Consider the following 12907-nt stretch of genomic DNA (forward strand, 5'->3'; position numbering starts at 1 on the left):
GGCCCCTTCTTCATCGTGCGGCCGTCGGCGGCATCGTCGCGCCCGTCTGCCGGCGCCGATACGCGCTGTCGCGCGTCGCGAGCCAGTAGTACAGCGGCGACGTCAGCAGCAGGCCCACGAGCCACGACAGGTCCGCGCCGCCCAGATGGGCGGGAATCGGGCCGGCGTACATCGGCGTGTTCATGAACGGAATCTGCACGACGATGCCGATCGCATACGCGAGCAGCGCCTGCGGATTGAAGCGGCCGTAGATCCCGCCGTCCGCCATGAAGATCGACTGGATGTCGTACTTGCCCTTGTGGATCACGTAGAAGTCGATCAGGTTGATCGCCGTCCACGGCACCAGCACGACCAGCAGCGCGAGCACCAGATCGACGAGGTTGCCGACGAAGTTCGTCGACGCACCGATCGCCGCATAGCAGCAGGCGACGAAGATCGCGACCGACACCACCGCGCGCGTCTTCGCGGTCGGAATCCATCTGTATGCGAACGTCTGTACCGACGTGATCACCGCGAGCACCGCGCCGTACAGGTTCAGCGCGTTGTGGCTGATCACGCTCAGCAGGAACAGCACCAGCATCAACGGGCCGAGCGGGCCGGTCGCCTGCTTGACCGCATCCATCGTGTCCGCGCCGGCCGGCACCGCGAGCACCGCGACCGCGCCGAAGACGAACGCGAGCGTCGAGCCGATCGTGCAGCCGAGATAGGTTGCCCAGAACGTCGACGCGACGCCGACGTTTTCCGGCAGATAGCGCGAATAGTCCGACACGTACGGCGCGAACGCGATCTGCCACAGCGCCGACAGCGATACCGTCGCGAGCCAGCCCGCGAAGTCGAAGCCGCCGCGCGTCAGGAAATCGGCGGTGCTCACGTGCGACAGGATCATCCAGAAGCCGACGGCGATGCCGATGCCGAGCACCCATGTGCCGATCCGGTTCAGGATGTGGATGAACCGGTAGCCGACGATCCCGATCAGCCCGGAGCCCACCGCGCCGATCACGATGCCGACGGGGACCGGCACCGACGACGCGATGCCGTGCACCGACTTGCCCGCGAGCACGATGTTCGACGCGAAAAAGCCGACGTACATCACGGCCGCGATCACCGTGACGAGCAGCGCGCCCCACGAGCCGAACTGCGCGCGGCTCTGGATCATCTGCGGAATCCCCATCTGCGGCCCCTGCGCCGAATGCAGCGCCATCAGCACGCCGCCGACCGCCTGGCCGACGACGATCGCGACGATGCCCCACATCAGGTTCAGGTGGAACATCTGCACGCCGAGCGCGCCGGTCACGATCGGCAGCGGCGCGATGTTGCCGCCGAACCAGAGCGTGAACAGGTCGCGCACCTTGCCGTGGCGTTCCGCGGGCGGCACATAGCCGATCGTGTGCTTTTCTATCATCGGGGACGCATTGCGTTCCGCGTTCGTCATGGTGATGTCTCCAGTCCTGCGCGGCGATGCGCGCGTGCCGTGTGCGCCGGCGCGCGTCGGGGGGCGCGCCGGCAATCGGTCCGGATACGCGAGCGCCGCCGCGCTGCATGCACGCGGCGGCGCCGAACGAAGCGTCGCGTGCGCCGCCAGGCGGGGACGGATGACGTGTCCTGCCGGCACCCACGCGGCCTCGTCGCGATCCAGGCTGGAGACGATGGTGCGCCATGCGCATCGGGACCGGAAAATACTAAAAATATTTCCGCGACATACGAAAAAGCTCTGCAGCGGAAATTTCGGCGCCGAACGACTTCAGGTAAGGTGCTACGCGAATCCAACAGCATGCGCCCACGGCGGCACGCCGGGGCCGGGCATCAGGGGTGCTTGTGGCTCACTACACTTTGCGGCAACTGAAATACTTCGTCACGACGGTCGAATCCGGCAGCGTCGCCGAGGCATCGCGTCAGCTCTTCATCGCGCAGCCGTCGATTTCCAGCGCGATCAAGGGGCTCGAAGAGAGCTTCGGCGTGAAGCTGTTCATTCGCCACCACGCGCAGGGCGTGTCGCTGACGCCGAGCGGCACGCGCTTCTACCGGAAAGCGCAGGAACTGCTGCGCATCGCGCACGAGTTCGAACAGAACGCGCTCGCCGACAACGACGTGATCACCGGGCAGATCGACATCGGCTGCTTCGAGACGGTCGCGCCACTCTATCTGCCGCAACTGATCGCGGGTTTTCGCGAGCGCTACCCGGGCGTGAACATCCGGCTGCGCGACGGCGACCAACAGGAACTCGTGCAGGGGCTGACGTCCGGCACGTTCGATCTCGCGCTGATGTACGACCACGATCTCGACGGCACGATCGAAACCGAGCCGCTGATGCCGCCGCAGCAGCCGTACGTGCTGCTGCCGGAGCACCACCGGTTCGCGGGCCAGACGCACGTGTCGCTGCGCGACCTGTGCGTCGAGCCGATGATCCTGCTCGACGTGCAGCCGAGCCGCACGTATTTCGTCAGCCTGTTTCACGAGCTCGGGCTCACGCCGAACATCGTGTTCGGTTCGCCGTCGATCGAGATGGTGCGCGGGATGGTCGGCCGCGGCTTCGGTTTCTCGCTGCTCGTCACGCGCCCGCATTCCGAATATACGTACGACGGTCAGCGCGTCGTGACGATCGGCCTCAGCGAAACGGTCAGCCCGTCCGGGCTCGTGAGCGCACGGCTGAAGCGCGGTCAGCTCACGAAACAGGCGCAGTCGTTCGTCGATTTCTGCCGCGAGCGGCTCGCGCAGATCGTCGCGCAATCGGGGCAATCGCCGCCATCGGCTCGATAGCGGCGGCAAGGTCGACGATCGGGAACGGGACGAGGACGATCACGCGCGCCCGGCCGCCCGTTCAGGCGGCGGACGAGAGATACGCGACCAGACGGCCCAGCATCGCGTCGCATCCATGCAGTTGCTCGAGCGTGACGAACTCGTCGGGCTTGTGCCCCTGATCCATGCTGCCCGGCCCGCACACCACGGTCGGAATGCCGGCCTGCCCGAACAGCCCGCCCTCGGTGCCGAACGCCACCGTGCCGAACGCGTCGGACCCGCTCAGCAGCGCGAGCAGGCGCGCGGCCTCGCTGTCCGGCGCGGTCGCCAGCCCCGGATATGCGCCGAGCGACTGCAGCCGGATGTCGGTATCGGGCTGCACCGCGCGCATCCTCGGCAACAGTTCGGATTCCGCATAGTCCTGCAGCGTTCTCGGCACGTCGTGCGCATCGAAATCCGGCAGCGCACGCACCTCGAAATCGAATTCGCATTCGGCCGGCACGATGTTCAGCGCGCGGCCGCCCTTGATCAGCCCCGTCTGCACGGTCGAGAACGGCGGATCGAAGCGGCCGTCGTGCCGTTCCGGCCGCGCGAGCGCCGCGCCGATCTCGCCGAGCCGGCCGATCAGCTTCGCCGCATAGTCGATCGCGTTAACGCCCGACGGCGCGTAAGCCGAGTGACACGCGGCGCCCTTCACGTGGCAGCGCATCGCGAGCTTGCCCTTGTGACCGAGCACCGGCTTCAGTTCGGTCGGCTCGCCGATCAGGCACATCCGCGGACGATGTTCGCGCGCGGCGAGTCGTTCAAGCATCGGCCGCACACCGAGACAGCCGACTTCCTCGTCATACGAGAACGCGAGATGCACCGGCAGGCTCAGCGGCCGCGCGACGAACGCCGGAACGGCCGCGAGCACCGACGCGATGAAGCCCTTCATGTCGGCCGTGCCGCGGCCGTACAGCCGGCCGTCGCGCTCGGTCAGCCGGAACGGCTCGACCGTCCACGCCTGCCCGTCGACCGGCACCACGTCGGTGTGCCCCGACAGCGCGACGCCACCGCGATCGCGCGGGCCGATCGTCGCATACAGGCTCGCCTTCGTGCGTTCCGCGTTGTAGAACAGTTCGCTCTGCACACCCCACCCGGCGAGATAGTCGTGGATGAAGCCGATCATCTCGAGATTCGAATCGCGGCTGACCGTCGCGAAGCCGATCAGCCGTTCGAGCAACGCGCGGCTCGACGGATCACTCATCGCCCGGCACTCCGTAGCTCGGCGCGGCGGTCGGGTTCAGCGCGCGCGTCTGGTAGTCCTGCATCTGCGGTCGATACGCGCGCCACAGCGCATCGAGCTGCCCGATCGGATCGGCGTCGGCCCAGTCGACGCGCAGGTCGACGATCGGCCAGGTCACGTCGCCGGCCACCTTCAACGCGGCCGAATGCACCGGGCCGGCCTCGCCGCCGGCCGCCATGGCCGCGTGCATCGCGGCCAGCAGCCTGTCGGCGAGCAAGCCGGACGCCTGCTCGAAGGCCCGCACCATCGCGTCGATCACGGCCGGCGCGGCGAGCAGGTTGCCGGCCGCCACGCATTGTTCGCCCTGCACCGCGCGATGCATGCCGAGCGCCTCCTTGCCGGTGAAGCATGCCGTCTGCCCCTGCCCGTCGATCGCCGTGACCTGCCTGTACTGGCTCCAGCCGTTCGCGCTCAACGCGCGGTCGAGCGCCGCGGCAGGCGCGAGCAGGTCGTGTTCGATCAGGTCGAGAATCTGAGGTCCGAGCGCCGGCAGCGTGATGTTCTGCGTCGCGACGGCGCCGACGCCCGCGCGCACCCACGGGCAGCGCGCGCCCACCGCGATGCTCGACGAGCTGATCGCGATCCCGAGCTGGCCCGTCTCCGGGCAGCGCCCGACGATGGAGAAAGTCATGTCGCCTCCTGTGCGCGGCTCGGCTGCCAGTTGTCGGGAATCACCGCGATCACGTCGATCTCCATCAACCACTGCGGCTGGCCGAGCGCGGAGACGACGAGCCCCGTCGAGATCGGATAGACGCCTTTCAGCCACTTGCCGACTTCCCGGTACACGGGTTCGCGATAACGCGGATCGATCAGGTAGGTCGTCGTCTTCACGACATGCGTGATGTCGCTGCCGGCTTCCTCGAGCAACTGCTTGACGTTCTTCATCGCCTGCTCGGCCTGCGCGCGCGCGTCGCCGAGGCCGATCAGGTTGCCGTCGAAATCGGTGCCGACCTGGCCGCGCACGTAGACGGTGTTGCCGGCCCGCACGGCCTGGCACAGGTCGTTGTCGAGCGTCTGGTTCGGATAGGTATCCTTCGTGTTGAACATCCGGATACGCGTATGGGTAGGCTGGCTCATCGAGGTCCTTCGAGTGTCGGTGGGGTCGCCCGCCGCGCCGGAAGCCGTCGCGACGCGGCGGGATGGGTCTGTTCGTCAGGCGATCAGTTCGCCGCTTCGGCGAGCAGGCGCGTGTCGGGCCGCCCCGCTTGCGCGGCCGCGCGGCGCTGCGACGCGTCGTGATACGCGAGGTACTTGCGCTGCGTGACGATGTGATCGGCGATGTGTTTCGCGTCGTGCCACACGCCCCAGATGAAGCTGGAGCCGCGTCGCGACAGCCACGGCAGCCCGAGGAAATAGATGCCCGGCTCCTTCGACACGCCGCGCTGGTGCTGCGGCTTGCCGTTCGGCCCGAACGCGTCGACGTTCAGCCAGCCGTAGTCGACCGCGTAGCCCGTCGCCCAGACGATCGACGTGATGCCTGCGACGGCGAGATCGAGCGTGAGGATCGGATGCGCGACGCAGTCGGGGTTCGGCAGGATGCGCCGTGCGTCGGGCTCTTCCGGCAAGTCGAGGCCGTTGCGGGCCGCATACGCGTCGGCCGCGTCGAGCAGCGACAGGTAGTTCTCGTCGCCGCGCGCGAGATTGGTCGCGAGATCGCGTTCGAACACGGCCACGCCGCCGTCGAACGACTTCGTCAGTCCGACCAGCGTCACGCCCTGGTTCGCGAGCGCGCGGAAATCGACCGTATGGCCGCCACGCGCGCCGCTCACCGCGATCGTCACGTGTTCGCGGCCGGGTGTCGCGACTTCCTTGTCCCATTCGCCGAGCACGCCGAGCCACCAGCAGAAGTCGCGGCCGCGATACGCACGCGGCGGGCGATCGTGCGGCCCGACCGACAGGTAAACCTGCCGGCCCGCACGCTGCAGCTCGTCGGCGATCTGCACGCCCGACGAACCCGCGCCGACCACCAGCACCGCGCCGGCCGGAAGCTGGCCCGGGTTGCGATAGTCGGCGGAGTGAATCTGCACGATGCGCGCGTCGTCCGGCGCGATCGGCGGAATCACCGGGCGCTGGAACGGCCCCGTCGCGACCACCACGCGGTTCGCGTCGATCGTGCCGTCGGACGTCTCGACGACGAAACCCGGCTTGCCCGTGTTGCGCACCACGTTCTTCACTTCGACGCCGGTGCGGATCGGCGCATCGAACTTGCGCGCATACGCTTCGAAGTAGTCCGCGACCTGGTCCTTCGATGCGAACGCGTCGGGATCGAGACCGTCGAATTCGAGGCCCGGGAACCGGTCGTGCCATGCGGGGCCGTTCGCGACCAGCGAATCCCAGCGTCCGGTGCGCCAGCGTTCGGCGATACGGTCGCGCTCCAGCACGAGGTGCGGCACGCCCAGCTTGCCCAGATGCTCGCTCATGGCCACGCCGGCCTGCCCGGCGCCGACGACGAGCGTATCGATTGCGGTTGTTTCGACTGCCACGGCTGTCTCCTTCTGAAGTGCGGCTCATGCGACGCGCGGGGTCGCGTGAGCGGGAATGGAGACATTCTGCTGACAGGCTGCGTGAGGCGAAACGAGGTTTTTTGTTGGTGTTGACGAACAAAAAGCTGGGGCGGGGGCCGGCGGCGGGCGACGTGCGTGCACGTAGTCCGAAGCGGTAAGCCGGCCGGGGACGGTCCGGCACTTGCGTATCGGCGCCGAAAAAAACGGATGCGTCAACGCCATCAAACGGTATGTCGCCGGCGCCCACTCGCATCGCGGGCGCCGGTTTCGGCGAATCGTGCCGGCTACACGTTGGTCCAGGCGTCGGTGCCCTGCCGATATTGCATCACGCCGCCGTGGATCCGCACCCGCAGGTTGCCGTCCGGCACCTGCACCCAGTCGATCATGTCGAGGCTCATCATCAACGCGACGAAGAAATCCTGCACCTCTTGCGACGTGTTGGCCTGCCAGTGGTCGATACGCCCGACGCACGCTCGCATGTCGCCGTTTTGCTGCATGATCGTCTCGACCTGTCCGGCGACATCCGCGGCCGTGTCGTAGACCTTCGTGCCGCCGTCGCCGACGATCGACAAATGGATCCCGCGCACCAGCGTCGGCTGACCCGGCGTCTGCTCGACGAGCGCGATGCAGCTCGTCATCGCGCCGAAATCGATCTCCGTCGCATCGCCCCATTTGCGCTCGCCAACCCGCAGCGGCGCGGGACCGTGTACGTTCTCAATGATGTAGGACATAGGTTCCTCTCATGACTGGACAGGACTGCCGGTAGCAGGCCGCGACGCGTTCGACCCGGAACGTGCGTCGCGCCGGCCGCTCACACCCCGCATCGGCCCTAACGGCCCGGCGGGTCGTGTCGATCGATACTGTGTCGCTGCACGCACGGCAGGCGATCGCCCCGCGGTTCGCACGACGCGATTGCCCGCGACGTTCGTCATCGGCGCCGCGCGCTGCGTGCGCCAGGTGCGCTACGTGCCCTTCTTGTCCAGCAGCGCCTGATACTTCTGCAGGCTCTCGTCGATCCGGTCGAGCGCGACGCTCGCGGCCTCGCCTTCGATCGCCTCCGCGGCGCCCGCGACGACCGCCGCGGTCGCGACGAACAGGTCCGTCAACAGCAGGCCCACCGCATCCATCGCCATGCCTTTCACGTCCTCGTCGATGGTCTTCTGCGCGAGGTCCTTCATCAGCACGCTCTTGCCCGCGATCGCCAGCGACGTCGACGCCTCGAAGTAGTTGGCCGCCGCCTGCGCGACCATGCCGCCCGCCTGCGTGATCATCATGTTCGGGCCGACGGCGATCTGCGTCGTCGCGTAGGACGCCGCCTCCGCGTTGATCGCCTGCACGGTCTTCAGCGCCGACGGGGCGACTCCGGTCACACCCGCGATCTGATCCGGCGCCTTCAGCGCATCGGTGAACCTGCGCAGCCGGTTGATCGGCCACGCGCGCGTGCCGGCTGCCGAAGCAGCGGCGTGCGGCGCGGCATCGGCCTGCGTCGTTGCTTCGGCTGCGGCTGCGGCTGCGGCGCTCGCGGCGTCATCCGGCGCTTGCGTCGCGCCTGCTCCGCGTCCGTCCAAAAGACCTTTCATGTTCATGACTTAGGTATCCCGATAGTCGTCGCGTCCTAATGCGTGGAACCCGTCTGCGGCGTGCCCGCCGTGGGCAGCGCCGCGCCGCCCGATGGCGGCTTCGGCGACGCCTCGACGGACAGGATCATGGCCACCGCCTTCGACACGACGGCGTTCGAAATCTGGTTCAGCGCCGCCTGCTGCTGCGTCATGTTCTGCGCCGAGATGCCGACGGCCTGGCTGAACATCTGGTAAAGCATGCCCAGCGCCTGGGCCGGCGATCCCGCGACGACGTTCACGTTGGTCTGCGTCAGCGCGTCGGTAATCTGCTCATTGACTTTGTCTGCCACGAGGCCTCCTCGGATCTCGGCTCCGGCATGCGATTGAAGGAACGGGCGGGCCCGCAGGCCATCGACGCCGTGCATGCAGTCAGGAACGCTGGCTGCCGGCATTCGTGAACGCGCTCACGCGAGTTCCTCGCGCAGCTTCTTGCGCAGCAGCTCGACGCGTTTTCGGGCAAGCGGTTCGTTGATCCCGAGCGTCGCGGCGATGTGCAGATAGGGCCGGTCCTCCTCGAACTTCAGCGTGAACAGCATTTGCTGCTGCGGGGAGAGCATCGACAGCGCCTGCTCGAGGCGCAGCAGCTGTTGCCGAAGCAGCAGTTGCTGCTCCACCGACGGCGCGTGGCCGGCCAGCTCGACGGCATGATCGTCGTCCCAGGCCGGGTCGAATTCGAGCATGCCGCTTTCGCGCAGACGGCGGCGCGCGCCATCGAGGAATGCATGATTCAGCGCCAGAAAGAGAAAGCCCGCGAGGTTGCGAACGCGCTCGGGCGAGCGCTGCAGGTAAATGTGGACCTTGAGTGCGGTATCGGAAAGCAGTTCGTCGGCACGGTGAATATCGCCCTTGCACAACAGGCGCGCGCGGCGCCGCAATTTCCCCTGCATTTCCCGCCACGTGCGATCGAGCTGCTGCGCCGAAGACTCGAGCGTCGGGGCAGCGTGCTGGTTCGAGGTTGTCATCCCGTGTCTTCCTTTTTTTATGGAAAACACAGAATCGATTCGACACCGGGAATAGCGCTGTTACCCGCGTAACACCGATATAACGATAATCGGTTTCGGTAAATTTTCTTGATTATTATGAACGGAAATTTTAATTCACCGGCATAGCCCGAATCCGTCGTTTCAGATGCGCCGTCGGGCCTGACCGAATAACGGCATTGCGATGAAAAAGAACGACTACCGCCGCGATGCGCCCGTGCGTCGGCATGCTGCTTTCCATGTCGGTCGATCAAGCGCGCTTGCCGCCGAAGTGCCGCCCTGTCCGGACTGCCTGCCGATTATTTCAATACTTTCGTTATTCATTTTTCACGTCATGCCGAAGGCAGCGTTTTTCGCTAGGTGGCCGCATCGTCAAACAACCTCGCGCGGAAAACATGCCTGCCCTTGCTGACGCTCAAACGCTGCGCAATATACCGATACTGACCGATCTTCCGGAAAGTCTGCTCGCCCACATCGAGCGGCACGTCACGCCCTGGCCCGAACACGGCAATCGCCTGTTGTTCTTCAAGGGCGATCCGGAGGATTTCGTCGCGTTCGTGCGCCACGGCCGTGTCTACAAGACGCTGCACGAACCCGGCGGCCGCGAGATCATTCTCGGCCACGCCATACCGGGCGACCTCATCGGCGAAAACACGCTGATTCGCGCGCACCGGCGCAGCTTCACCGCCCAGTTGAGCTCCGACTGCCGCGTTTTGCTGCTGCATCGCCAGCACTTCGCGCCGCTGCAGGCCAACGCGGCATTCATGGCGCGCGTCCACGAGCAGCTGTGCCGGCACATTCACCAGTTGAGCGACTTCGTCGAGTCGGCGTGCCTGTACCGGCTCGAAGCACGGCTCGCGCGCCATTTGCTGAACCGCATGCAAGGGAATGATCTCGAGGTGCCGCTGCCGGAGAGCCAGAGCATCCTCGCCGCGATGCTCAACGTCAGCCGGCCGCGGCTGAACAGCAGCCTGCAGAAGATGCAGCGCGACGGCCTGATCCGGCTACACGAACACGGCGTGACGATCGAGAAACCGGAGCGGCTCCGGACCATCGCCGACGCCAATTGACACCCGCCCCGGCAAGCGCATGCGTGATGCAGCGCCGCCGTGCGGGCAGGTTTGCGCGCGCCCGGTTGCGCGGCGCGCCGTCAGGGTCAGCCGCGCCCGTGGCCGATGGCGTTCATCAACTGCGCGACGGCGGCCAGTTGCGATACGAAGTTGTCGTTCGCCGACCGCGCCGCGCTGGCCAGCGCCACCGGCGAGCCGGCATAGAGCTGCATGATGCCGACGGTCGTGGCGGCGAGATTGGACGCCGCCTGGTTCGCCTGCATCTGCACCGCGTTGTGAAGCAGGATCGCGGACGCATGGCTGTTCGACTGCATGAGCGTGCCCAAGGCCACGGCGGGCGCTTCGCCCACCACCTTGACGTTGGCTTGCGTGACCGCATCGGTCATCGCAGGGGAAACCTGTTCCGGCATGTCGTTGCTCCTGGTGTGCGCGCCGCCGAGGCGCAATCATGGCGAAAGCGTCAGTCGGTCGGTCGGCGCCGTCGATGCGCGGCAGGGCGTCCCGCCGCCACGGGCGTCGACACGACGTCGGGCGCCGGGCGGCGGCCACCGCGATCGGGGCCGCCGCCCGGCGCCGACGCCGGCTTACGCGTCAGGCCAGCGCCTTGCCGAGCGCGAGCACGTCAGCCAGTACGGACAGCACGCCGTTCGAGCCGATTTCCGTCGCGGCGGCGCCGGCGCTCGCCGGCCCGAGCGTGTACAGCTGCATCGTGCCCACGTTCGTCGAGGTCGGCAGTTGCACCGCGGACTGCGACTGCTGCTGCACGGCGTTCTCGAACAGCACGCTGAGCGAGTGGCTCTGGGCCTGGTACAGCGAGCCCGTCGCCATCGCAGGCGCTTCGCCGACCACCTTGACGTTGGTCTGCGTGACCGCGTCGGTGATCGCGGCGTTGACCGTACAGGTCTTGCAGGGGTCCTTCTGGTCGTTTGCGTCATTCGGCATCGTATTTCTCCTGGTTCGCGAACGGGCACCGCATCGAATCGGCTTCGCCCGCTCTGTCGTTTGCTCCGGAACACCGCACGGCACCGTGGGTCAGGCGCCGGCGGTCATGCTGCGACTCCGCGGCGCGGGCGGCGGTATCGGCGGCGCGTGCCGCCTGCGCCGCCGCTCGACCGCGGCGCTGCGATGAGGCCTTACTGCTTGGTCACTGCCTTCCCGATCGCGATCACATCGGCCAGAATGGAAATGATCCCGTTCGCGCCGATTTCGGTAGCGGCCGCGCCCGCGCTTTCCGGCCCGATCGTGTAGAGCTGCATCGTCCCCACGTTCGTCGACGTTTGCGACTGGATCGCGGCCTGCGACTGCTGCTGCACCGCGTTCTCGAACAGGATGCTGAGCGAATGGCTCTGGGCCTGGTACAGCGAGCCCATCGCCATTGCCGGCGCTTCCGCGACCACCTTGACGTTGACCTGTGTGACCGCGTCGGTAATCGCGGGATTGACCTGGCACACTTGACACGTATCAGCCATTTGTTGCTCCTTGGTTCACGTAGTTGAAAGGTCGCACACGGGGCCGTCCGGTTTCGCGTTCGGCCGCATGACCCGCGTGCTACTCCATGGACGCTGGGCCGGGCGTATCGTGAACGGCGGCGGCGGGCTCGGACGGTTCGGCCGGATCGGCGCCGATGGTTCGCAACCGGTCCTCCATCGAGTCGAGCCTGACGGCGAGCCGTTCGGCAAGCCCTTCGGCGAGCCGTTCGGCGAGCGCATCGCCGTATTGGCGGAAGCAGGTTTCGATTTCCTGCCGGATCAGGCCCGTCAGCTGTTCCCCGATCAGCGTCAGCGCCTCGCGCGTGCTGTCCTGGATCTCCGCCGCGCCGGAGGCCTGCGCGGCGTCGTTCGGTGTGTGGGCATCGAGTACGCCCGACACCTTCTGCTGTTCCGACGCCAGCATGCCGAGGGTCGTCTCGTTCTGCGTGTCGATCGTCTGCAGGATGCCGCGCATCTTCTCGTACGCCTTTTGCTGGTTGAGCTGCAGAAAATGCTTGATCTGTTCGCGCGCTTCGCGCCGGGTTTTCAACTGCGGCAAGGGTGGCTTCGCGGCGCTCGCCTGTGTGGCCGCCGTGCCGGCGACGGGCGCCGACGGGTTCCCCTGCCCGCTCGACAGCCGCGCCAGCAATGCCTGTTCATCGCCCGGCTCGAGCGGCCGGCCCAGGCGCTTCTCCGCGATCTGGCGCAGCAGGGGGGCGAGTGTGTCGTTGCTCATGGCTCACACCTCCTCGAGATTCGCCCGCGGCGCGGGTGCGTGAGGTTCCGGTTCGGACGGGCGCCGCGCGACGGCGGGCTGGTCGGTATGCTGCAAGGGATATCGCATGGGGTTCTCCGGGAAAGGGATGTGCGACGGCCCGGCCGGAAATTTCGGCGGGACTGTTGCAGGGACGAACCGTGCGAGGGGGCTGTGAAGTCGGTCGGCACCGCGGGCGGGCGGCGTGCGCGAGGATTCCGAGGTCGCCGGCGTCCGGACGCGCGAGAAGGCGCGCATTGGTCGAACTACATGCTGTTCGAGCGGGCGGCCAGCACACATGCGGCCGCGACTGTTCCCGACAATTCTTTCAAGTATCAGGAATCCAAATCAGTCCATCCGCCCCTTAGCGACATTGACCGAACACCTTTGGTACGCGCAGGCGCGTTACGGCTGACGATCGGCCCCGCTGCACCCGCTCGTCGGCATGCCGCTTCACGCGAAATGATATTTTTTGCCGGTATCGACGAGC

15 protein-coding genes are annotated in these 12907 nt (G+C 66.9%); 2 read left to right on the forward strand and 13 right to left on the reverse strand.

The window, feature by feature from the left end; all coding sequences use genetic code 11:
• Positions 1-10: 10 nt before the first annotated feature.
• The gene (locus tag WS96_RS22375; RefSeq protein WP_059835458.1) at positions 11-1432 is read right to left on the reverse strand and encodes a purine-cytosine permease family protein; all 1422 of its coding nucleotides are present in this window, start codon (positions 1430-1432) and stop codon (positions 11-13) included.
• 383 nt (positions 1433-1815) lie between these two features.
• On the opposite strand from WS96_RS22375, the gene WS96_RS22380 reads away from it, so the two are divergent.
• Positions 1816-2757, forward strand: a complete 942-nt coding sequence (locus WS96_RS22380; protein WP_059835460.1) for a LysR substrate-binding domain-containing protein — start codon at positions 1816-1818, stop codon at positions 2755-2757.
• Positions 2758-2818: 61 nt separating this feature from the next.
• Here the strand turns inward: WS96_RS22380 and argE are convergent, their stop codons facing one another.
• From argE to WS96_RS22420, 8 genes are all read right to left on the reverse strand, one after another.
• The gene (gene argE / locus WS96_RS22385) at positions 2819-3982 is read right to left on the reverse strand and encodes an acetylornithine deacetylase (protein WP_059835462.1); all 1164 of its coding nucleotides are present in this window, start codon (positions 3980-3982) and stop codon (positions 2819-2821) included.
• Entirely contained in the window at positions 3975-4652 is a 678-nt protein-coding gene (locus WS96_RS22390) for a DUF1028 domain-containing protein (RefSeq protein ID WP_059835464.1), read from the reverse strand. Before WS96_RS22390 ends, argE begins: the two co-directional genes overlap by 8 nt.
• Positions 4649-5098: a RidA family protein gene (locus WS96_RS22395; RefSeq protein WP_059835466.1), complete on the reverse strand. Its 450-nt coding sequence runs from the start codon at positions 5096-5098 to the stop codon at positions 4649-4651. The genes WS96_RS22390 and WS96_RS22395 overlap by 4 nt, the downstream gene beginning before the upstream one ends.
• Positions 5099-5181: 83 nt before the next feature.
• The gene (locus WS96_RS22400; RefSeq protein WP_059835468.1) at positions 5182-6504 is read right to left on the reverse strand and encodes a flavin-containing monooxygenase; all 1323 of its coding nucleotides are present in this window, start codon (positions 6502-6504) and stop codon (positions 5182-5184) included.
• A gap of 305 nt (positions 6505-6809) precedes the next feature.
• Positions 6810-7256, reverse strand: coding sequence for a hypothetical protein (locus WS96_RS22405; protein WP_059835469.1), 447 nt, complete (start codon positions 7254-7256; stop codon positions 6810-6812).
• 231 nt (positions 7257-7487) lie between these two features.
• Positions 7488-8111, reverse strand: coding sequence for a hypothetical protein (locus WS96_RS22410; protein WP_059835471.1), 624 nt, complete (start codon positions 8109-8111; stop codon positions 7488-7490).
• Positions 8112-8140: 29 nt separating this feature from the next.
• Complete coding sequence (locus WS96_RS22415; RefSeq protein ID WP_257128037.1) at positions 8141-8536, reverse strand: RebB family R body protein; 396 nt, start codon at positions 8534-8536, stop codon at positions 8141-8143.
• Between the two features lie 12 nt (positions 8537-8548).
• Positions 8549-9106: an RNA polymerase sigma factor gene (locus tag WS96_RS22420; RefSeq protein ID WP_059835475.1), complete on the reverse strand. Its 558-nt coding sequence runs from the start codon at positions 9104-9106 to the stop codon at positions 8549-8551.
• Between the two features lie 245 nt (positions 9107-9351).
• Between WS96_RS22420 and WS96_RS22425 the strand changes: the two genes are divergently transcribed.
• Complete coding sequence (locus WS96_RS22425; protein ID WP_257128038.1) at positions 9352-10194, forward strand: Crp/Fnr family transcriptional regulator; 843 nt, start codon at positions 9352-9354, stop codon at positions 10192-10194.
• An 86-nt stretch (positions 10195-10280) separates the two neighbouring features.
• On the opposite strand, the gene WS96_RS22430 is transcribed toward WS96_RS22425, so the two are convergent.
• From WS96_RS22430 to WS96_RS22445, 4 genes are all read right to left on the reverse strand, one after another.
• Positions 10281-10604, reverse strand: a complete 324-nt coding sequence (locus WS96_RS22430) for a RebB family R body protein (protein WP_034209304.1) — start codon at positions 10602-10604, stop codon at positions 10281-10283.
• Between the two features lie 181 nt (positions 10605-10785).
• Positions 10786-11136 (reverse strand): RebB family R body protein, encoded by a 351-nt coding sequence (locus tag WS96_RS22435; RefSeq protein ID WP_034209305.1) that lies wholly within the window; start codon positions 11134-11136, stop codon positions 10786-10788.
• 191 nt (positions 11137-11327) lie between these two features.
• The gene (locus WS96_RS22440) at positions 11328-11663 is read right to left on the reverse strand and encodes a RebB family R body protein (protein ID WP_034209306.1); all 336 of its coding nucleotides are present in this window, start codon (positions 11661-11663) and stop codon (positions 11328-11330) included.
• Positions 11664-11742: 79 nt separating this feature from the next.
• Positions 11743-12399, reverse strand: a complete 657-nt coding sequence (locus tag WS96_RS22445; protein ID WP_059835479.1) for a hypothetical protein — start codon at positions 12397-12399, stop codon at positions 11743-11745.
• Between the last annotated feature and the right edge of the window lie 508 nt (positions 12400-12907).

Source organism: Burkholderia sp. MSMB1835 (assembly GCF_001526365.1).
GTDB lineage: Bacteria > Pseudomonadota > Gammaproteobacteria > Burkholderiales > Burkholderiaceae > Burkholderia.

Excerpts from the sequence above, each read along its gene's own strand:
- WS96_RS22375 (WP_059835458.1), bottom strand. The coding sequence starts at position 1,432 with ATGACGAACGCGGAACGCAATGCGTCCCCGATGATAGAAAAGCACACG.
- argE (WP_059835462.1), bottom strand. The coding sequence starts at position 3,982 with ATGAGTGATCCGTCGAGCCGCGCGTTGCTCGAACGGCTGATCGGCTTC.
- WS96_RS22390 (WP_059835464.1), bottom strand. The coding sequence starts at position 4,652 with ATGACTTTCTCCATCGTCGGGCGCTGCCCGGAGACGGGCCAGCTCGGG.
- WS96_RS22395 (WP_059835466.1), bottom strand. The coding sequence starts at position 5,098 with ATGAGCCAGCCTACCCATACGCGTATCCGGATGTTCAACACGAAGGAT.
- WS96_RS22405 (WP_059835469.1), bottom strand. The coding sequence starts at position 7,256 with ATGTCCTACATCATTGAGAACGTACACGGTCCCGCGCCGCTGCGGGTT.
- WS96_RS22410 (WP_059835471.1), bottom strand. The coding sequence starts at position 8,111 with ATGAACATGAAAGGTCTTTTGGACGGACGCGGAGCAGGCGCGACGCAA.
- WS96_RS22415 (WP_257128037.1), bottom strand. The coding sequence starts at position 8,536 with ATGCCGGCAGCCAGCGTTCCTGACTGCATGCACGGCGTCGATGGCCTG.
- WS96_RS22420 (WP_059835475.1), bottom strand. The coding sequence starts at position 9,106 with ATGACAACCTCGAACCAGCACGCTGCCCCGACGCTCGAGTCTTCGGCG.
- WS96_RS22425 (WP_257128038.1), top strand. The coding sequence starts at position 9,352 with ATGCTGCTTTCCATGTCGGTCGATCAAGCGCGCTTGCCGCCGAAGTGC.
- WS96_RS22430 (WP_034209304.1), bottom strand. The coding sequence starts at position 10,604 with ATGCCGGAACAGGTTTCCCCTGCGATGACCGATGCGGTCACGCAAGCC.
- WS96_RS22435 (WP_034209305.1), bottom strand. The coding sequence starts at position 11,136 with ATGCCGAATGACGCAAACGACCAGAAGGACCCCTGCAAGACCTGTACG.
- WS96_RS22440 (WP_034209306.1), bottom strand. The coding sequence starts at position 11,663 with ATGGCTGATACGTGTCAAGTGTGCCAGGTCAATCCCGCGATTACCGAC.
- WS96_RS22445 (WP_059835479.1), bottom strand. The coding sequence starts at position 12,399 with ATGAGCAACGACACACTCGCCCCCCTGCTGCGCCAGATCGCGGAGAAG.